Raw genomic sequence first — 19,049 nt, 5'->3', positions numbered from 1 at the left:
CATGCACTTCAAGAAACTCGCCGCCGTCACTCTGCTGCTCTGCGCCTTGCCAGCGGTCAGCCAGGCCCGCGACACAGCGGTCTACCTGCCATTCGACAAAGCCGTCGCCGAGGCCACCCGATCGGGCAAGATCGATGGCAGCGTGAAATTCTATCTGGCCGGCAACACCCCGGCCGGCAAAGTCACCGTCGTCAGCCCCGACGCCGTGACCAACAAGAAAACCAACGCCTTCAACAAATCTGACGAAGTCGCCTGCGAGTGGGTCGCCCAATCGGCAATCATCAGCCTGCATCAGGCCGCAAAAAATGCCGGCGCCAACGCCGTGACCAACATCGTCAGCTTCTACAAACGCAACGAGCGCAAGGACGCGCAAACCTACGAGTGCCACGCCGGCGCGATCATGGCGGGCGTTGCGTTGAAGGGTGATCTGGCGAAGGTTCAGTAAACGCCAGAAATGACAAAGGGCGCCGTTTGGCGCCCTTTCACAGACAGGCTGGCTTGTCACCGCCGGTTACCTGCCTGGCTCTGCGATGGCTGGTTACCCAAGATCCTCAGAGTCTCACAAGCCCCTTTCGGGAGCGCAGGCCGCTTCCGGCCTCTTCGCGAGCAGGCTCGCTCCCACAGGAGTTAGGAGACATACACAATTTCGGTGGGCGCCCAGATCAACTGTGGGAGCGAGCCTGCTCGCGAAAGCGCCAGCCGCCTTCACACCGTCAGTGGCTCAACCTTGTACGTAAGCAGTTCGACAAACGCCTTGGCCATCGGCGATTTCTGGTCCTTGCGCTGCACCAGCCATACCGCTGAAATTGCCTCGGGATCGAGCAGCGGGCGGTAGACCACGCCGTCGATGCGCATCCGCTGATAGGACGCCGGCAACACCGAAACTCCAAGCCCCGCCGCGACCAGACCGATGATCGTCATCGCCTCCCCCGCCTCTTGGGCGAAGTGCGGACTGAATCCGGCATCGCGGGCCAGACTGAGCAGTTGTGCATAGAGCCCGCTGCCATAGCTGCGCGGAAAGAACACGAAGGGCTCCAGCGCCAGCGCCGAGAGAAACAGGCCTTCGTCGCTGCCCTGCGCCAACGGATGCTTGGAACTGAGCACCGCCACCAACGGCTCACGCATCAACTCAACCACACTCAATGAATCCGGCAAGCCCAACGGACGCATGATGCCCACCTCGATCGATTGATCGACCAATGCATCGGCGACCATGGTGCTGCTCATCTCGCGCAGGTTCAGATGCACCGCCGGAAAGCGCTGACGGAAGGAAAAAATCGCCTGCGGAATGGTCGAGTTGAACGGCGCCGACGAAGTGAAGCCAATCTTCAGCTCGCCAAGTTCGCCAAGCTGCGCGCGGCGGGCGACGTCCGCCGCCTTGTCGACCTGCGCCAGCACCAGCCGCGCCTCCTGCAGAAACAACCTGCCCGCCTCGCTCAACTCCACCCGACGATTGGTGCGCTCGAACAATCGCGCGCCGAGCTGTTGCTCCAGCGCCTGAATCTGCTGGCTCAGCGGTGGCTGGGAAATGCCCAGCACCTGCGCGGCGCGGCCGAAATGCAGCTCTTCGGCGACGGCAATGAAGTAACGCAGATGACGCAGTTCCATGGGGGCTCCAATAGGTCGTCAAAGCTATCAAACAGGTCGAACAATATATTGGATAGAAACATTAGCCAGCTATATGATTTTTTCATTGCCTGCCCGGCTATGCTTTCCGAGGTCTGAAGTGAAAACTGCTGTCGCGCCCGTTGCCCACGAAGTCCCGCCCTCTGCCGGCGACGATACCCTCGCCGAGCTGCAGGAGATCTACATCGAAAAAGGCACGCCGGCGTTCATGCGCACGGTGCTGGCGCTGTTCTGTGGCGGCTTTGCGACGTTTGCCCTGCTCTACTGCGTGCAGCCGATGATGCCGCTGCTGTCCCATGAGTACGGAATCAACGCGGCGCAGAGCAGCCTGATCCTCTCGGTGGCAACCGGCATGCTGGCCTTCGGCTTGCTGATCACCGGGCCGATTTCCGACCGCATCGGCCGTAAACCGGTGATGGTCGCGGCGCTGTTCGCTGCCGCGTTGTGCACCATCGCCAGTTCGATGATGCCGAGCTGGCACGGCGTGCTGATCATGCGCGCGTTGATCGGTCTGTCGTTGAGCGGTCTGGCTGCAGTGGCGATGACTTACCTGAGCGAAGAAATTCATCCACAGCACATCGGCCTGGCGATGGGTTTGTACATCGGCGGCAACGCGATCGGCGGGATGAGCGGGCGCTTGATCACTGGAGTTCTCATCGACTTCGTCAGCTGGCACACGGCGATGCTGGTAATTGGCGGTCTGGCGTTGGTCGCGGCGGCGGTGTTCTGGAAGATCCTCCCGGAGTCGCGCAATTTCCGCGCCCGCTCGTTGCACCCGCGCAGCCTGCTCGATGGCTTCACCATGCACTTTCGCGACGCCGGCCTGCCGCTGCTGTTTCTTGAGGCGTTTGTGCTGATGGGCGCGTTCGTCACATTGTTCAACTATATCGGCTATCGCTTGCTGGCCGCGCCGTACAACCTGGATCAGGTATTTGTCGGTTTGCTCTCGGTGGTCTATCTGTCGGGGATCTACAGCTCAGCGAAGATCGGTTCGCTCGCGGACAAGCTGGGACGGCGCAAAGTGTTGTGGGCGACCATTGCGCTGATGTTTGCAGGGCTGGTGCTGACGATGTTCACGCCTCTGTTGCTGGTGATCATCGGCATGTTGGTGTTCACCTTCGGCTTCTTCGCCGCGCACTCGGTGGCGAGCAGCTGGATCGGCCGGCGCGCATTGACGGCCAAGGGACAGGCCTCGTCGCTGTATCTGTTCAGTTATTACGCCGGTTCGAGTATTGCCGGGACGGCGGGCGGGGTGTTCTGGCATCTGGGCGGGTGGAACGGGATCGGCTTGTTTATCGGTGCGTTGTTGCTGATCGCACTGCTGGTGGCACTGAAGCTGGCGAAGCTGCCGCCGTTGCAGGGTGTCAAAGCCTGACATAAAACCCCTGTAGGAGTGAGCCTGCTCGCGATAGCGGTGAGTCAGTCGCTGAATGTACTGGCTGACCCACCGCTATCGCGAGCAGGCTCACTCCTACAATTGATCTGTGTCCGACATTGAGTCGCGCAAACAAAAACGCCCGGCATTTAGCCGGGCGTTTTTTATTGTGGGCTGATCACTCGTGATACTGCGCCGACAACTCATGCACTGCACGCAGGAACGCGCCGGCATGTTCCGGATCAACTTCCGGGGTGATGCCATGGCCAAGGTTGAACACGTGGCCGCTGCCCTTGCCGTAGCTGGCCAGGATGCGTCCGACTTCAGTACGGATCGCTTCCGGTTTGGCGTAGAGCACGGTCGGGTCCATGTTGCCTTGCAGCGCGACCTTGTCGCCGACACGGGCGCGGGCGTTGCCGATGTCGCAGGTCCAGTCCAGGCCGAGGGCGTCAGCGCCGGCGTCGGCGATGCTTTCCAGCCACAGGCCGCCGTTCTTGGTGAAGAGGATCACCGGCACCTTGCGGCCGTCGTTCTCGCGGATCAGGCCGCTGACGATTTTCTTCATGTAGGCCAGCGAGAATTCCTGATACGCCGCTGCCGACAGGTTGCCGCCCCAGGTATCGAAGATCTGTACCGCTTGCGCGCCGGCCATGATCTGGCCGTTGAGGTACGAGGTCACCGACTGCGCCAGTTTATCCAGCAGCAGGTGCATGGCCTGCGGGTTGTCGTAGAGCATCGCTTTGGTCTTGCGGAAGTCTTTCGACGAGCCGCCTTCGACCATGTAGGTCGCGAGAGTCCAAGGGCTGCCCGAGAAGCCGATCAGCGGTACCCGACCGTTGAGCTCACGGCGGATGGTGCTGACCGCGTCCATGACGTAGCCGAGATCTTTGTGCGGATCGGGGATTGGCAGGGCTTCGATGTCAGCGAGGGTGCTGACGACTTTCTTAAAGCGCGGGCCTTCACCGGTTTCGAAGTACAGGCCCTGGCCCATGGCATCGGGGATGGTGAGGATGTCGGAAAACAGGATCGCCGCGTCCAGTTGCGGGTAGCGGTCGAGCGGTTGCAGCGTGACTTCGCAGGCGAATTCCGGGTTCATGCACAGGCTCATGAAGTCGCCGGCGTGAGCGCGGCTGGCGCGGTACTCCGGCAGGTAGCGACCGGCCTGGCGCATCATCCACACAGGGGTGACGTCAACGGGTTGCTTGAGCAGGGCGCGGAGGAAACGGTCGTTCTTCAGGGCAGTCATGTCGGCATCCGGAAAAAAAGTGCGGGCATTTTCTCAGAGCGCGAGGCAAAAGGCACGGATGTGGGTCAGCCTTTTGTCTATCGGGTCAATTTATTGCGTTGGAATGCTGATTTTTGCAGCAACACAAAACAACTGTAGGAGTGAGCCTGCTCGCGATAGCGGAGTATCAGTCAATGCATCAGGTGACTGATCTACCGCCATCGCGAGCAGGCTCACTCCTACAAGGGATTGCGTTGTTTTTTAGACACCCAGGTAATCGAGGATCCCTTCAGCGGCATTACGCCCTTCGAAGATCGCCGTCACCACCAGGTCGGAGCCGCGCACCATGTCGCCACCGGCGAAGATTTTCGGGTTGCTGGTCTGGTGCTTGTACTGACCTTGCTCGGGCGCAACAACGCGGCCCTGGCTGTCGGTCTGGATCTCGAACTGTTCGAACCACGGTGCCGGGCTCGGGCGGAAGCCGAAGGCGATGACCACGGCGTCGGCCGGGATGATCTCTTCGGAACCCGGAATCGGCTCGGGGCTGCGACGGCCACGGGCGTCCGGCTCGCCGAGACGGGTCTCGACCACCTTCACGCCTTCGACCTTGTCTTCACCAACGATAGCGATCGGCTGGCGGTTGTAGAGGAATTTCACGCCTTCTTCCTTGGCGTTCTTCACCTCTTTGCGCGAGCCGGGCATGTTCGCTTCGTCACGACGATAGGCACAGGTCACCGACTTGGCGCCCTGACGGATCGAGGTGCGGTTGCAGTCCATCGCCGTGTCGCCGCCGCCGAGCACTACAACCTTCTTGCCTTTCATGTCGACGAAATCTTCCGGCGACTTTTCAAAGCCCAGGTTGCGGTTGACGTTGGCGATGAGGAAATCCAGCGCGTCATAAACGCCCGGCAGATCCTCCCCGGCAAAACCGCCCTTCATGTAGGTGTAGGTGCCCATGCCCATGAACACCGCATCGTACTCAGCGAGCAGTTGTTCCATGGTCACGTCTTTGCCGACTTCGGTATTCAGACGGAACTCGATGCCCATGCCGGTGAAGACTTCGCGACGATTGCTCAGCACGGTCTTTTCCAGCTTGAACTCGGGGATGCCGAAGGTCAGCAAGCCGCCGATTTCCGGGTTCTTGTCGAACACCACCGGGGTCACGCCGCCACGCACCAGCACGTCGGCACAACCCAGGCCCGCCGGGCCCGCACCGATGATCGCGACACGTTTGCCGGTCGGCTTGACCTTGGACATGTCCGGGCGCCAGCCCATGGCGAACGCGGTGTCGGTGATGTACTTCTCGACCGAACCGATGGTCACCGCGCCGAAACCGTCGTTGAGGGTGCAGGCACCCTCGCACAGACGATCCTGCGGGCACACCCGGCCGCAGACTTCCGGCAGGGTGTTGGTCTGGTGCGACAGCTCGGCGGCCTGGAGGATGTTGCCCTCGGCCACCAGTTTCAGCCAGTTGGGAATGAAGTTGTGCACCGGGCACTTCCATTCGCAATACGGGTTGCCGCAACCCAGGCAGCGGTGAGCCTGATCGGCCGACTGCTGGGGTTTGAACGGTTCGTAGATTTCGACGAACTCTTTCTTGCGTTGACGCAACAGTTTCTTCTTCGGATCCTTGCGCCCGACATCGATGAACTGGAAGTCGTTATTCAGACGTTCAGCCATTGTTAAAACCTCATCAAACTCTTCAGGCGCATATCACTGCGGGTTGGCACGAGTGCTGGAAAGCAGGGTTTTCAAGCTGGCAGCCTTGGGCTTGACCAACCAGAAACGCCGCAAGTAATCGTCGAGGTTCTCGGCGAGTTCACGACCCCACTCGCTGTCGGTTTCGGCGACGTACTCGTTCAGCACGTTCTGCAGGTGGCTGCGATAGGCTTCCATCGCCTCGCCGCTGATCCGCTGGATCTCCACCAGTTCGTGGTTGACCCGGTCAACGAAGGTGTTGTCCTGATCGAGCACGTAGGCGAAACCACCGGTCATGCCAGAGCCGAAGTTGTAACCGGTCTTGCCCAGCACGCAGACGAAACCACCGGTCATGTACTCGCAGCAGTGATCGCCAGTGCCTTCCACAACCGTGTGGGCACCGGAGTTACGCACGGCGAAACGCTCGCCTGCGGTGCCGGCGGCGAACAGCTTGCCGCCCGTGGCGCCGTACAGGCAGGTGTTGCCGATAATGGCGCTGTCCTGAGTTTTATAGACGCTGCCCTTCGGCGGCACGATGACCAGCTTGCCGCCGGTCATGCCTTTGCCGACGTAGTCGTTGGCGTCGCCTTCCAGGTACATGTTCAGACCGCCGGCGTTCCACACACCGAAGCTCTGCCCGGCCGTGCCTTTGAAACGGAAGGTGATCGGCGCCTTGGCCATGCCCTGGTTGCCGTGCTTGCGCGCGATTTCGCCGGAGATCCGTGCACCGATCGAGCGGTCGCAGTTGCAGATATCCAGCTCGAACCCGGCACCGCTCATATCGCTGATCGCCGACGAGGCCAGCTCGACCATCTTCTCCGCCAGCAGGCCTTTGTCGAACGGCGGGTTGCGCTCAACGCCGCAGAACTGCGGTTTGTCCGCCGGGATGTGATCGCTGCCCAACAGCGGCGTCAGGTCCAGGTGATGTTGCTTGGCGGTCTGGCCTTCGAGGATTTCCAGCAGATCGGTGCGACCGATCAGCTCTTCGAGGGAGCGCACGCCAAGCTTGGCCAGCCACTCACGGGTTTCTTCGGCGACGTAGGTGAAGAAATTCACCACCATGTCGACGGTGCCGATGTAGTGATCCTTGCGCAGCTTTTCGTTCTGAGTGGCAACGCCGGTGGCGCAGTTGTTCAGGTGGCAGATGCGCAGGTATTTGCAGCCCAGCGCGATCATCGGCGCGGTGCCGAAGCCGAAGCTTTCGGCGCCGAGGATCGCGGCTTTGATCACGTCGAGGCCGGTTTTCAGACCGCCGTCGGTCTGCACCCGGACCTTGCCGCGCAGGTCGTTGCCGCGCAGGGTCTGGTGGGTTTCAGCCAGGCCCAGTTCCCACGGTGCTCCGGCGTACTTGATCGAGGTCAGCGGCGAAGCACCGGTACCGCCGTCGTAGCCGGAGATGGTGATCAAGTCCGCGTAGGCCTTGGCCACACCGGCGGCGATGGTGCCGACGCCCGCTTCAGCCACCAGCTTCACCGAAACCAGTGCCTGCGGGTTGACCTGCTTGAGGTCAAAGATCAGCTGCGACAGGTCTTCGATCGAATAGATGTCGTGGTGCGGCGGCGGCGAAATCAGGGTCACGCCCGGCACTGCGTAACGCAGCTTGGCGATCAGTCCGTTGACCTTGCCGCCCGGCAGTTGCCCGCCCTCGCCCGGTTTGGCACCTTGGGCGACCTTGATCTGCAGCACTTCGGCGTTGACCAGGTATTCCGGGGTTACACCGAAACGGCCAGTGGCGACCTGTTTGATTTTCGAGCTCTTGATGGTGCCGTAACGCGCCGGATCTTCACCACCTTCGCCGGAGTTGGAACGCGCGCCGAGGCGGTTCATGGCTTCGGCCAGGGCTTCGTGAGCTTCCGGCGACAGTGCGCCCAGCGAGATACCGGCGGAGTCGAAGCGCTTGAGCACCGATTCCAGCGGCTCGACTTCACTGATGTCCAGCGGCGTATCGAGGGTCTTGACCTTGAACAGGTCACGAATCATCGACACCGGACGGTTGTCCACCAGCGAGGTGTATTCCTTGAACTTGGCGTAGTCGCCCTGCTGCACGGCTGCTTGCAGGGTGTTGACCACGTCCGGGTTGTACGCGTGATATTCGCCACCGTGGACGAACTTCAGCAGACCGCCCTGCTGGATCGGCTTGCGCGGGCTCCAGGCTTCGACGGCGAGGGCCTTCTGCTCGGCTTCGATGTCGACGAAACGCGCGCCCTTGATGCGGCTCGGCACGCCACGGAAGCTCAATTCGCAGACTTCTTCGGACAGGCCAATAGCCTCGAACAGTTGCGCCCCACGGTACGAAGCGATGGTCGAAATACCCATCTTCGAGAGGATCTTCAGCAGGCCTTTGGTGATGCCCTTGCGGTAGTTCTTGAACACCTCGTAGAGGTCGCCCAGTACCTCACCGGTACGGATCAGGTCGCCCAGCACTTCGTAGGCCAGGAACGGATAGACCGCCGAGGCGCCGAAACCGATCAGCACGGCGAAGTGATGCGGGTCACGGGCGGTGGCGGTTTCCACGAGAATGTTGGAATCGCAACGCAAGCCTTTTTCGGTCAGACGGTGGTGCACTGCACCGGTCGCCAGCGAGGCGTGGATCGGCAGCTTGCCCGGCGCGATATGACGGTCGCTGAGGACGATCTGGGTACGCCCGGCGCGCACGGCTTCTTCAGCCTGATCGGCAACATTGCGGATCGCCGCTTCGAGGCCAACGCTTTCGTCGTAGTTGAGGTCGATGATCGCCCGTTCGAAACCCGGACGGTCGAGGTTCATCAGCGAGCGCCACTTGGCCGGAGAGATCACTGGCGAGCTGAGGATCACGCGCGAGGCGTGTTCCGGCGACTCCTGGAAAATGTTGCGCTCGGCGCCGAGGCAGATTTCCAGCGACATCACGATCGCTTCACGAAGCGGGTCGATCGGCGGGTTGGTCACCTGCGCGAACTGCTGACGGAAATAGTCGTACGGCGTGCGCACACGCTGGGACAGCACGGCCATCGGCGTGTCGTCGCCCATCGAGCCCACGGCTTCGTAACCTTGCTCTCCGAGCGGACGCAGCACCTGATCACGCTCTTCGAACGTGACCTGATACATCTTCATGTATTGCTTGAGCTGATCGACGTCGTAGAAAGCCGAACCGTGGTCGTTGTCTTCCATGGTCGCCTGAATGCGCAGGGCATTCTTGCGCAGCCATTGCTTGTACGGATGACGGGATTTCAGACGGTTGTCGATCGCATCGGTGTCGAGGATCTGCCCGGTTTCGGTGTCCACGGCGAAGATCTGACCCGGCCCGACGCGGCCCTTGGCGAGCACGTCTTCAGGCTGGTAGTTCCACACGCCGATTTCCGACGCCAATGTTATGAAACCGTTCTTGGTGGTGACCCAGCGTGCCGGACGCAGACCGTTACGGTCGAGCAGGCACACCGCATAACGACCGTCGGTCATGACCACGCCGGCCGGGCCGTCCCACGGCTCCATGTGCATCGAGTTGTACTCGTAGAACGCACGCAGATCCGGGTCCATGGTTTCGACGTTCTGCCACGCTGGCGGAATGATCATCCGCACGCCACGGAACAGGTCGATGCCACCGGTGACCATCAGTTCGAGCATGTTGTCCATGCTCGACGAGTCGGAACCGACACGGTTGACCAGCGGGCCGAGCTCTTCCAGATCCATCAGATCGTTGGTGAACTTGGTCCGACGGGCCTGTGCCCAATTACGGTTACCGGTGATGGTGTTGATTTCGCCGTTGTGGGCGAGGAAGCGGAACGGCTGCGCCAGCGGCCATTTCGGCAGGGTGTTGGTGGAGAAGCGCTGGTGGAACACGCAGATCGCGGTTTGCAGGCGCTCGTCACTCAGGTCCGGATAGAACGCCGCCAGGTCGGCCGGCATCATCAGGCCTTTATAGATGATGGTCTTGTGCGAAAAGCTGCAGATGTAGTGGTCGGTGTCAGCGGCGTTGGCCACCGACGAACGGCGACGGGCACTGAACAGCTTAACGGCCATGTCCTGATCGCTCAGGCCTTCGCCGCCAATGTAGACCTGCTCGATCTGCGGCAGGCGCTCAAGGGCGAGGCGGCCGAGGACGCTGGTGTCGATTGGCACTTTACGCCAGCCGATCAGTTGCAGGCCTTCTGCGAGGATCTCGCGGTTCATGTTCTCGCGAGCAGCTTCGGCCTTGGCCGGATCCTGATTGAAGAACACCATGCCCACTGCATATTGCTTGGGCATTTCGACGCCGAAGCTCTCCTGGGCAATGGCTCGCAGGAAGGCGTCGGGTTTTTGAATCAGCAGACCGCAACCGTCACCGGTCTTGCCGTCGGCATTAATCCCACCGCGGTGGGTCATGCAGGTCAGGGCCTCGATGGCCGTTTGCAAAAGGGTATGACTGGGCTCGCCCTGCATATGAGCTATCAGGCCGAAACCGCAGTTATCCTTGAATTCATCTGGTTGGTACAGACCTGCTTTCATAGACACTTTCTCACCAGGCTGCCTCTATTCGAGGCAAATTTCTTTTCAATTCAACCACTTGCGTTCCGCGCCGAACGTACGCCGGCTTAGCGGGGGCAAAAGGGTGGTCATTGTACACAGCGACACAGAGGCTCACAAATTTGACGACGAACTGTCGCAAATTCATGTCGCATTTGTGAAAGGTTTAAAGCGATCTGCTGTGCTAGTCAAAACTTTTTTAAATTCTGACCGCAACGACTCAAAAACTACTGTGACGCAGACACCACAAGGCACGCGACCTTTTCAGGAAGCGCGCACTCGTGGAGATTTTGAGGTGCCGGGAGAGGCGGCCTGGGTAAGGCCGCCGAATCTTCAGCGAGTTGTTGCCAGTTCCTGTTGGACGCTGGCGACAGTGCGAGGCCAAGGTTTACCAGCCTGAACCTTCGCTGGCAAGGCCTTGATGGCAGAAACGGCCGCATCACGATTGGCAAAGTTGCCGTAGGTGATCACGTAAAGCGGCTTGCCATTGAGGACTTTCTTGAAATAACGGTACTCGCCGCCCTGCTCCTTGACGAAGTTCTGCGCGGCGGTTTCCGAGCTGGTGCCGAGGATCTGCACCACGTAATTGCTGGTCGGCTGACCGGCGTACCAGCTGCCGCCGGCAGCCTTGGCCACGGTGACCGGCTTGTCGGCAGGCTTGGCCGGAGCCGGGGCCGGTTTCGCAGCTGGCGCTGGAGTGGCCGGAGCAGGCTTGGCCGTGGCGATCTGCGTCGGTGCCGGGGTTGGTGCCGGTTTGGCGGCAGGGGTCGGAACCGGTGTCGGCGCAGGACCGGCCGGAACGCCCGCAGGCGGTGCAGAGGTGGTCACGGTCGGCGGGGTATCGCTGGAGCCTTCCAGTGGCACGCCGTCATCGCCTTCGGTGATGCCACCGGCGGCTTCAGCGAGCGGGCCACGCATGACCGGCTGCGAGTTGCCGACCAGCGGCAGCGGCATCGGCTGGGTGTTGCCAGCGAACTCGACGGACGGGTTGGCGCCATTCGCGGCGCCCTGTCCCAATGGCAGTTGCGCCTGTTCATTGGCCGGAGCACCGGTGGTCGGTGCCTTGCTGCGACCCGGCATCAGCCAGGCGGCGGCAACCGCGACCACAACGACGGCGGAAATCGCCAATACGTGTTTCTTCGGCATGTTGAACCCCATACTTGGACGCTTGACCGCAGAGCGGCTGGCAATCATGACTTCGATCAGTGCATCGCGAGCGACCTGGTTGATGTTGCCCGGCCAGCCCTCGGAGCTTTCGTGAATATCAGAGATCTGATCTGCGGTGAAAAGTTCGACACCCCGGCCCGCGCCTTCCAGCCGCTGGTCGAGATATTCGCGAGTCTCTTCTTCGGTGTACGGCTGCAATTCGATGACGTGGAAACGCTCTTCTTCGAGCTGCAAAGCTTCGAGCTGAGCGATCAGCGACGACTCGCCGAACAGGAATACATGCGGGCGACCTTCCGGTGTGCCGGCACCCAGCGCCATCAACGCTTCCAGCGCCGACTCGTCGAGCTGCTCGGCGTCGTCCACCAGCAGATAGACCTCCTGTCCGGTCAGACCCAGTTGCACCACCTGCTCGAGAATCGCGCCGACCTCGGCTTGGGCGACATCCAGCGCCTGCGCCACCTGGCGCAGCACGCCGGCCGCGTCGCCGGCGCCACGGGCGGAAACCACCACGCTTTGCACCGATTGTTTGTTGGTGCTGGCCACCAGCGCCTGCCGCAACAGGGTCTTGCCGCTGCCCTGCGGCCCGGTGACCACCAGCAGCAACTGGCTGTAACGCGCCAGGTGATGCAGTTGACCCAGCACCGGTTTGCGCTGGGCCGGAAAGAATTTGAAGCCCGGCACCCGTGGCGCGAACGGGTCGTGACTTAACTGGAAATGGCCGAGAAACGCCTCGTCGGCATGCAAACTAGTCATCGGAATCGTTTTAACCTTTAAGCTGAGCCAGAGCGCGGTAATCCGCTCCCAGCGTGGCCTGTAGAACCTCTTTCGGATAATCGTCGGTCACTACCGCTTCGCCCATCCGGCGCAGCAGCACCAGGCGCAGACGACCGTCGATCACTTTTTTATCAATTGCCATGTGTTGGAGAAAATCGGCTTCGGTCATTTCTGTCGGTGGAACGACCGGCAGACCTGCGCGCTGGAACAGACGAATGCCGCGGTCACGCTCCTGCTCGCTGATCCAGCCCAGGCGCGCGGACATTTCCAGCGCCATCACGGTACCTGCCGCCACCGCCTCGCCATGCAGCCAGACACCATAGCCCATGTGGGTTTCGATGGCGTGGCCGAAGGTGTGGCCGAGATTGAGGGTGGCGCGTACGCCGGTTTCCTTTTCATCGGCGCCGACCACGGCAGCCTTGGCCGCGCAGGAACGCTCGATCGCATAGGTCAGCGCGGTCTGATCCAGCGCGCGCAGGGCGTCGACGTTGTCTTCCAGCCAGGTCAGGAATGGTTCGTCGCAGATCAGGCCGTACTTGATGACTTCCGCCAGCCCCGCCGACAGCTCGCGCTGCGGCAGGGTTTTCAGCGATGCGGTATCGATCAGCACCACGTTCGGCTGGTAGAACGCGCCGACCATGTTCTTGCCCAGCGGATGGTTGATGCCGGTCTTGCCGCCAACCGACGAATCGACCTGCGACAACAGTGTGGTAGGAATCTGGATGAAATCGACACCGCGCTGATAACAGGCGGCAGCGAAACCGGCCATGTCGCCGATCACCCCGCCGCCCAAGGCGATCACGGTGGTGCGGCGATCATGACGGGCGCTCAGCAGGCCATCGAAAATCAGTTGCAGGGTTTCCCAGTTCTTGAAGGCTTCGCCGTCGGGCAACACCACCGAGATTACCGAGAACTGCGACAGGCTGCGGGTCAGACGTTCGAGATAGAGCGGCGCGACGGTTTCGTTGGAGATGATTGCCACCTGCCGCCCGTGAATATGCGGCGCCAGCAGTTCCGGCTGATCCAACAGACCTTCGCCAATATGAATCGGGTAGCTGCGCTCGCCTAGATCGACCTTGAGTGTCTGCATGTGTCCCCACAGTGAAGATGGAAGCAGGCATCCTGCCCTGAAATTATTGGTGTTCTGCGGCCTGTAGCGGTATGACGCCGCTCGCCCGGCATCCGCCACACCCTCGGCGGGCGCTGACAGGACGCCGAGGATAGCGCATTTCGGGCAACGCTTTAACGGGGTGGCAACTGCGCGAGGCGGTCAAGAATGTCGAGCACCACCATGCGCGGCGGCCGCTCGTCGGTTTCCACCACCAGATCGGCGATCTCCCGATAAAGCGGGTCACGGATCTCGAGCAAATCACGCAGGGTTTTCGCCGGATCAGCGGTGCGCAGCAGCGGCCGATTGCGATCGCGGGAGGTGCGGCCGACCTGCTGCTCGACGGAGGCGTGCAGATACACCACGCGCCCGCCTTCATGCAGGGCCTTGCGATTGGCATCACGCATCACCGCGCCGCCGCCGGTCGCCAGCACCACGCCATCGAACGCGCAGAGCTCGGCGATCATCGCCTGCTCACGGTCACGAAAGCCCGGCTCGCCTTCCTTGTCGAAGATCCATGGGATATTGGCACCCGTGCGCAGCTCAATTTCCTTGTCGGAATCCTTGAACGGCAGGCGCAGCTCTTTGGCCAGTAATCGGCCGATGGTGCTTTTGCCAGCACCCATCGGTCCTACAAGTATCAAATTTCGCACAGAATCAACGACTCACAGCAATCGCCTGGTTATTCATGATACGCGGAGTGAGAAATACCAGCAGCTCGGATTTTTTCTCCGAAACCACATCACGCCGGAAAAGGCGGCCAAGATACGGCACATCGCCAAGAAATGGCACCTTATCTACAACCTTGCTCTGAGTATTTGAAAAAACACCGCCGATTACGATGGTCTCGCCGTCATTCACCAGCACTTTGGCGTTGACCTCGTTTTTCTTGATCGGCGGTACATCCTGCACTTTGTTCAGGTAGTCGGGCTCATCCTTGGTGACCTTGACCTCCATGATGATGCGGTTGTCAGGCGTGATCTGCGGAGTGACTTCCAGCGACAGCGAAGCCTCCTTGAACGACACCGAGGTCGCGCCACTGGAGCTGGCCTCCTGATACGGTATCTCGGTGCCTTTGAGGATCTTCGCGGTTTCCTTGTCCGAGGTGACCACCTTCGGCTGCGAGACGATCTCGCCGTTGCCGGTCTTTTCCATCGCCGTCAGTTCCAGGTCCAGCAACACGTTGTCGGTGATGAACGCGATACCGATCCCGGAGGTATTGTTGACCGTGCCCATGTCGACGAAGGGCGAGTTGGTGCTGGTGCTGCCCGGCGTACCGATGGTGCTCGATGAGCCGTTGACCCCGGAGGCGTTCCAGTTGCCCTTGTTCTGCACCGAGCCGCCCCAGCGTACGCCGAGGCTCTTGTCGTAATCGACGTTGGCCTCGACGATGCGCGCCTCGATCATCACCTGACGTACCGGAATATCCAGCTGCGCGACGATCCGCCGTAATTCGTCGAGGCGATCCTGGGTCTGGTAGGCAATGATGTTGTTGGTCCGCTCATCGACAGTGATCGAACCGCGCTCGTCGACCTTGGCCTCGGCACTGGTCACCGACTGGAACAGTTTGGCAATGTCCGCAGCCTTGGCGTAATTGACTTGCAGCAGCTCGCGACGCAATGGCGCCAGCTCGGCGATCTGCTTCTGCGACTCCAGTTCCTGGCGCTCGCGGGCGGCAATTTCATCGGCCGGCGCCACCAGTAGCACGTTGCCGATCTTGCGTTTATCCAGACCTTTGGTTTTCAACACCAGATCCAGTGCCTGATCCCACGGCACGTTCTGCAGGCGCAACGTGATGCCGCCCTGCACCGTGTCGCTTGCCACGAGGTTGAGGTTGGTGAAGTCCGCGATCAGTTGCAGCACCGAGCGTACGTCGATGTCCTGAAAATTCAGCGACAGCTTGTCACCGACATAGGCCTGACGGTCGGCGTTGCGCTTTTGCAGATCGTCGACACTCATCGGGCGAACGCTCACCGTGAGCTTGTTATCAGTCTGGAAGGTCGAATAGTCGAAGGTGCCGCTGGGCTCGACACTGATCACGGTGCGATCGCCGGTGAGCGCTGCGTTGACGAACTGCACCGGGGTGGCGAAGTCCTTGACGTCGAGGCGCACGCGCAGCTTTTCCGGCAATTGGGTGCGGGCGAAGCTGAGGATGATCTTGCCGTCGTGTTCCTGGATATCCGGGGCGATGGTCGGATCAGAGAGATCGATGACCACGTTGCCTTCGCCCTCGGTACCGCGCTGGAAATCGACGCCGCGAATTGCCCGGCTGCGCGGCACAGAAGATTTCGCGGGCGCCGCAGCGGCCGGGGCGGCACGTGGTGCAACGGTGGCCGGGCGCGGCGCGGTCGCGGAGGCGCCCTGACCAACCACCACGAACAGATTATTGCCTTCGACCCGCGTGCTGTATGGCGCCAATTGCGTCAGGCTGACAATCAGCCGCGTGCGATCCTTGGCTTCGGCCACCGTGGCCGTGCGCGCATTGCCGCTGCCCAGATCAAGATTTCTGTTGGCCAACTGGCTGGCCACCCCCGGCAGATCCAGTGCAATACGCGCGGGCGACTCGGTCGTGTAGCCCTTGAGCTGGGGTGGCGGGCCGTCGAACGACAGCTTCAGTTCGACGCGGTCACCCGGCAGCGCGGCAACATCCAGCGCTTTCAGGTTGGCCGCCATTACCATCGGTGACACCAGCGCTATCCATAGCGAAAAACCGAGGGTGGAGAAAATCCTGTTCATTGTTCGACTTCCACTATGAGTGCTCTTTCAAAGGAATGGTGCGCGGCCGCTCCAGCCAGGCGCCGGCGCCGTCGGGCACGATCTCGACGACATCGACCTGAGTGGCGCTGATGGCGACGATGCGGCCATCGTTGCGGCCCAGATAGTCGCCGACCTTCAGGCGATGCACCCCGCCCGCGCCGCGCAGCAGCGCAAACGATCCGGAGGCGTTGGCGATCGTGCCGACCATTTCGAACTGCTCGATATTGAACCCTTCAAGGTACTGCTTGACCCGGTTGGGGTCGGGTTTGACGTTGCGCGAGCCGTGCTTCTGCCCGGCCAGATCAACCCGTGCCTGCCGCGAAAACGGGCTGCGCAGGTTGGCGGCGCTGTAGGTGAATGTGGGGTAAGACCGGAATGTCGGCGTTGGTTCAATCTTGCCAGCCGGACGCAGGCGGACTTCGTTGAGGTAAGCGTCGAGGTCGCTGAAGTCATCGCCGCCACCGCAGCCGCCCAACGCCAGCGCCATGAGCAGGACGAGATAACGAATCGGGGTCATTTTTCCAGCCCCTTGTCGTTGTAGCGATACGTCTTGGCGAGGATGCTCATGCGCAGCTTCGGCCCGCCTTCTGGGTTGGCCGGCGCCAGTTCAAAATCGTGCAGGGTAACGATGCGTGGCAGTCCGGCGACGCCGCTGACGAACGTTGCCAGGTCGTGATAGGCGCCGGTCACGGTGATCTGGATCGGCAGCTCGATATAGAACGGCTGGGTCACTTCCGGCAGCAGTTTGATCTCTTCGAATTCCAGACCGCTGCCCAGACCGGTGCGAGTGATGTCTTCAAGCAAGCCCGGCACTTCGGTGTCGCTGGGTAGTTGCCGCAGCAGCACGCCGAAGGTGTTTTCCATTTCCTTCATCTGCTGGGTGTACAGCTCAAGATTTGCCGATAGCCGCGCCTTGCTGGCGAATTGCTCCTTGAGCGTGACTTCCTCCTCGCGCTTGAGGTTGAGCTGATTTTCCATATCGCTGATGAAAAAGTAATAGCCGAGCGCGAGGATCAACGCCATCACCAACGCACCGCACAAGGTTTTCACCGCCGGCGGCCAGGAACCCATGTTGCTGGTGTCGAGGTCGTTGAAATCGATGTTGCGCAGGCTTTCCAGCCATTCGGAGGCTTTCATTGCTCGTCCTCCAGAACCTTGGGCTGGGTCTGTCGAACGGTCAGCTGGAAGACGTTGGCCTGCTCGACCTGATCGGCACTGGTCGCCTTGACCTCATTCAGGCTCGGCGCGTCGAACCAGTCGGACGCGTCGAGATTGCGCATGAGCTCGGAAACCCGGTTGTTCGACTCCGCCGCGCCACTGATGGACAGGGTCTTGCCGGCCATTTTCACATCGGTGAAATACACACCGTCCGGCAACGTACGCGCCAGTTGATCGAAGACCCGCCCACTGATCTGCCGGTTGCCCTGCAGGTCCTGGATGATGCGCATGCGTTCGACCAGTTGCTGGCGGCGCGCCTTGAGTTCGCTGATCTGCTTGATGCGTTCGTCGACCACGGCAATCTGTTTGCCGATGTAATCGTTGCGCGCCATCTGCCGCTCGATGGCCGCGCTGATGATCTGATCGGCAATCAGCACCGCGCCGATGGAGCCGGCCAGCACGCCGATCAACACCAGCAGGAAGCGTTTGCGCCGTTCTTCGCGACGCTCCTCGCGCCAGGGGAGAAGATTGATCCGCGCCATCAGTCGAAACTCCTGAGCGCGAGCCCGCAGGCGATCATCAATGCGGGCGCATCACTGGCCAGCGCACCGGCGTTGACCTTGCTGCCCAGGGCCATGTCGGCAAACGGGTTGGCAACCTGAGTCGGCGTGTTCAAGCGCTGTTCGATCAGGCGATCCAGCCCGGGTACAGAGGCCGTGCCGCCGGCCAGCAGGATATGGTCGACGGCGTTGTACTGGCCAGAGGCGAAGAAGAACTGCAGCGAACGCGAAACCTGCTGCACCAGTGCCTCGCGAAATGGCTGCAGGACTTCGGTCACGTAATCGTCAGGCAGGCCGCCCTGCTTTTTCGCCAGGCCCGCCTGCTCGACAGTGAGGCCATAGCGGCGCTGGATCTCTTCGGTGAGCTGACGCCCGCCAAAGAGTTGCTCGCGGGTATAGATGATCTTGCCGTTATGCAGGACGCTGAGGGTGGTCATCGTCGCGCCGATGTCGACCACCGCCACGGTCAGGCGCTCCTGGGAAGCAGCCAGATGCGTCGCCAGCAGCCCGAACGAGCGCTCCAGCGCGTAGGCCTCGACATCCACCACCCGTGCAGTCAGGCCGGCGAGCGCCAGCGCCGCCTCGCGCACCTCGACGTTTTCCTTGCGACAGGCGGCGAGCAGCACGTTGACCCGTTCCGGGTTGCGCGGCGAGACGCCCTGGACTTCGAAGTCGATGGCGACCTCGTCCAGCGGATAGGGAATGTATTGATCGGCCTCGATCTTGAGCTGGTTTTCCAGTTCATCGTCGGACAGCCCGGCGTCCATTTCGATGACCTTGGTGATCACCGCCGAACCGGCCACCGCCACCGCCACGCTCTTGCATCCGGTGCGTGCCTTGACCAGCAACCGGCTGAGCGCCTGGCCGACACCCTCCAGTTCGGCGATGTTCTTTTCGACCACGGCGTTGGCCGGCAACGGCTCTACCGCGTAGGCCTCGACCCGGTAGCGCTCGCCCTGGCGACTCAGTTCCAGCAGCTTCACCGACGTGGAGCTGATGTCGATCCCCAGTAACGCATTGGTCTTTTTATTGAAGAGTCCCAGCACTACCAATTCCCTATGACTTTCCGTGAGTTACGGACTCTGTAATACACATTGCGTTCCTTCACCCCCGTCTTGACAG

General features: G+C 61.2%; 14 protein-coding genes. 2 read left to right on the top strand and 12 right to left on the bottom strand.

The window, feature by feature from the left end; all coding sequences use genetic code 11:
- Position 1: 1 nt before the first annotated feature.
- Positions 2–445, top strand: coding sequence for an excinuclease (locus tag LIS66_RS02035; RefSeq protein WP_101156598.1), 444 nt, complete (start codon positions 2–4; stop codon positions 443–445).
- A 260-nt stretch (positions 446–705) separates the two neighbouring features.
- On the opposite strand, the gene LIS66_RS02030 is transcribed toward LIS66_RS02035, so the two are convergent.
- Positions 706–1,608 carry a LysR family transcriptional regulator gene (locus LIS66_RS02030; protein WP_042608701.1) on the bottom strand — a complete coding sequence of 301 codons (903 nt, stop codon included), beginning with the start codon at positions 1,606–1,608 and terminating at the stop codon, positions 706–708.
- Between the two features lie 118 nt (positions 1,609–1,726).
- Here LIS66_RS02030 and LIS66_RS02025 point away from each other — a divergent pair, with 118 nt between their 5' ends.
- Complete coding sequence (locus LIS66_RS02025; protein WP_227973502.1) at positions 1,727–3,001, top strand: MFS transporter; 1,275 nt, start codon at positions 1,727–1,729, stop codon at positions 2,999–3,001.
- A gap of 178 nt (positions 3,002–3,179) precedes the next feature.
- On the opposite strand, the gene hemE is transcribed toward LIS66_RS02025, so the two are convergent.
- The 11 genes from hemE to LIS66_RS01970 form a co-directional block, all read right to left on the bottom strand.
- Complete coding sequence (gene hemE, locus LIS66_RS02020; protein WP_116659283.1) at positions 3,180–4,247, bottom strand: uroporphyrinogen decarboxylase; 1,068 nt, start codon at positions 4,245–4,247, stop codon at positions 3,180–3,182.
- Between the two features lie 240 nt (positions 4,248–4,487).
- Positions 4,488–5,906, bottom strand: coding sequence for an FAD-dependent oxidoreductase (locus LIS66_RS02015; RefSeq protein WP_007909438.1), 1,419 nt, complete (start codon positions 5,904–5,906; stop codon positions 4,488–4,490).
- Positions 5,907–5,939: 33 nt separating this feature from the next.
- Positions 5,940–10,385, bottom strand: coding sequence for a glutamate synthase large subunit (gltB, locus tag LIS66_RS02010; protein WP_227973501.1), 4,446 nt, complete (start codon positions 10,383–10,385; stop codon positions 5,940–5,942).
- A 351-nt stretch (positions 10,386–10,736) separates the two neighbouring features.
- Positions 10,737–12,323: an AAA family ATPase gene (locus tag LIS66_RS02005; protein ID WP_039756683.1), complete on the bottom strand. Its 1,587-nt coding sequence runs from the start codon at positions 12,321–12,323 to the stop codon at positions 10,737–10,739.
- A gap of 10 nt (positions 12,324–12,333) precedes the next feature.
- On the bottom strand, positions 12,334–13,434 hold the full coding sequence (gene aroB / locus LIS66_RS02000) for a 3-dehydroquinate synthase (protein ID WP_227973500.1): 1,101 nt from the start codon (positions 13,432–13,434) through the stop codon (positions 12,334–12,336).
- Between the two features lie 152 nt (positions 13,435–13,586).
- Positions 13,587–14,105 (bottom strand): shikimate kinase AroK, encoded by a 519-nt coding sequence (gene aroK, locus LIS66_RS01995; RefSeq protein WP_024011270.1) that lies wholly within the window; start codon positions 14,103–14,105, stop codon positions 13,587–13,589.
- 4 nt (positions 14,106–14,109) lie between these two features.
- Entirely contained in the window at positions 14,110–16,188 is a 2,079-nt protein-coding gene (gene pilQ / locus LIS66_RS01990) for a type IV pilus secretin PilQ (protein WP_227973499.1), read from the bottom strand.
- A 13-nt stretch (positions 16,189–16,201) separates the two neighbouring features.
- A complete protein-coding gene (locus tag LIS66_RS01985; RefSeq protein WP_039756678.1) occupies positions 16,202–16,726 on the bottom strand; it encodes a pilus assembly protein PilP in 525 nt (174 codons plus the stop codon).
- Positions 16,723–17,346 carry a type 4a pilus biogenesis protein PilO gene (pilO, locus tag LIS66_RS01980; RefSeq protein ID WP_227973498.1) on the bottom strand — a complete coding sequence of 208 codons (624 nt, stop codon included), beginning with the start codon at positions 17,344–17,346 and terminating at the stop codon, positions 16,723–16,725. The genes LIS66_RS01985 and pilO overlap by 4 nt, the downstream gene beginning before the upstream one ends.
- Entirely contained in the window at positions 17,343–17,909 is a 567-nt protein-coding gene (locus tag LIS66_RS01975; protein ID WP_042608694.1) for a PilN domain-containing protein, read from the bottom strand. The genes pilO and LIS66_RS01975 overlap by 4 nt, the downstream gene beginning before the upstream one ends.
- The gene (locus LIS66_RS01970) at positions 17,909–18,973 is read right to left on the bottom strand and encodes a pilus assembly protein PilM (protein ID WP_042608693.1); all 1,065 of its coding nucleotides are present in this window, start codon (positions 18,971–18,973) and stop codon (positions 17,909–17,911) included. The genes LIS66_RS01975 and LIS66_RS01970 overlap by 1 nt, the downstream gene beginning before the upstream one ends.
- Positions 18,974–19,049 lie beyond the last annotated feature (76 nt).

The sequence above is a fragment of the Pseudomonas sp. HN2 genome, from assembly GCF_020736465.1.
Classification (GTDB): Bacteria; Pseudomonadota; Gammaproteobacteria; order Pseudomonadales; family Pseudomonadaceae; genus Aquipseudomonas; species Aquipseudomonas moraviensis_A.
The sequence above is the reverse complement of the archived record's forward strand: the minus strand, read 5'-3'. Positions and strand labels throughout refer to the sequence as shown.

Coding starts and splice junctions, on each gene's coding strand:
- LIS66_RS02035 (WP_101156598.1), top strand. CDS start 2: ATGCACTTCAAGAAACTCGCCGCCGTCACTCTGCTGCTCTGCGCCTTG.
- LIS66_RS02030 (WP_042608701.1), bottom strand. CDS start 1,608: ATGGAACTGCGTCATCTGCGTTACTTCATTGCCGTCGCCGAAGAGCTG.
- hemE (WP_116659283.1), bottom strand. CDS start 4,247: ATGACTGCCCTGAAGAACGACCGTTTCCTCCGCGCCCTGCTCAAGCAA.
- LIS66_RS02015 (WP_007909438.1), bottom strand. CDS start 5,906: ATGGCTGAACGTCTGAATAACGACTTCCAGTTCATCGATGTCGGGCGC.
- gltB (WP_227973501.1), bottom strand. CDS start 10,385: ATGAAAGCAGGTCTGTACCAACCAGATGAATTCAAGGATAACTGCGGT.
- LIS66_RS02005 (WP_039756683.1), bottom strand. CDS start 12,323: ATGACTAGTTTGCATGCCGACGAGGCGTTTCTCGGCCATTTCCAGTTA.
- aroB (WP_227973500.1), bottom strand. CDS start 13,434: ATGCAGACACTCAAGGTCGATCTAGGCGAGCGCAGCTACCCGATTCAT.
- pilQ (WP_227973499.1), bottom strand. CDS start 16,188: ATGAACAGGATTTTCTCCACCCTCGGTTTTTCGCTATGGATAGCGCTG.
- LIS66_RS01985 (WP_039756678.1), bottom strand. CDS start 16,726: ATGACCCCGATTCGTTATCTCGTCCTGCTCATGGCGCTGGCGTTGGGC.
- pilO (WP_227973498.1), bottom strand. CDS start 17,346: ATGAAAGCCTCCGAATGGCTGGAAAGCCTGCGCAACATCGATTTCAAC.
- LIS66_RS01975 (WP_042608694.1), bottom strand. CDS start 17,909: ATGGCGCGGATCAATCTTCTCCCCTGGCGCGAGGAGCGTCGCGAAGAA.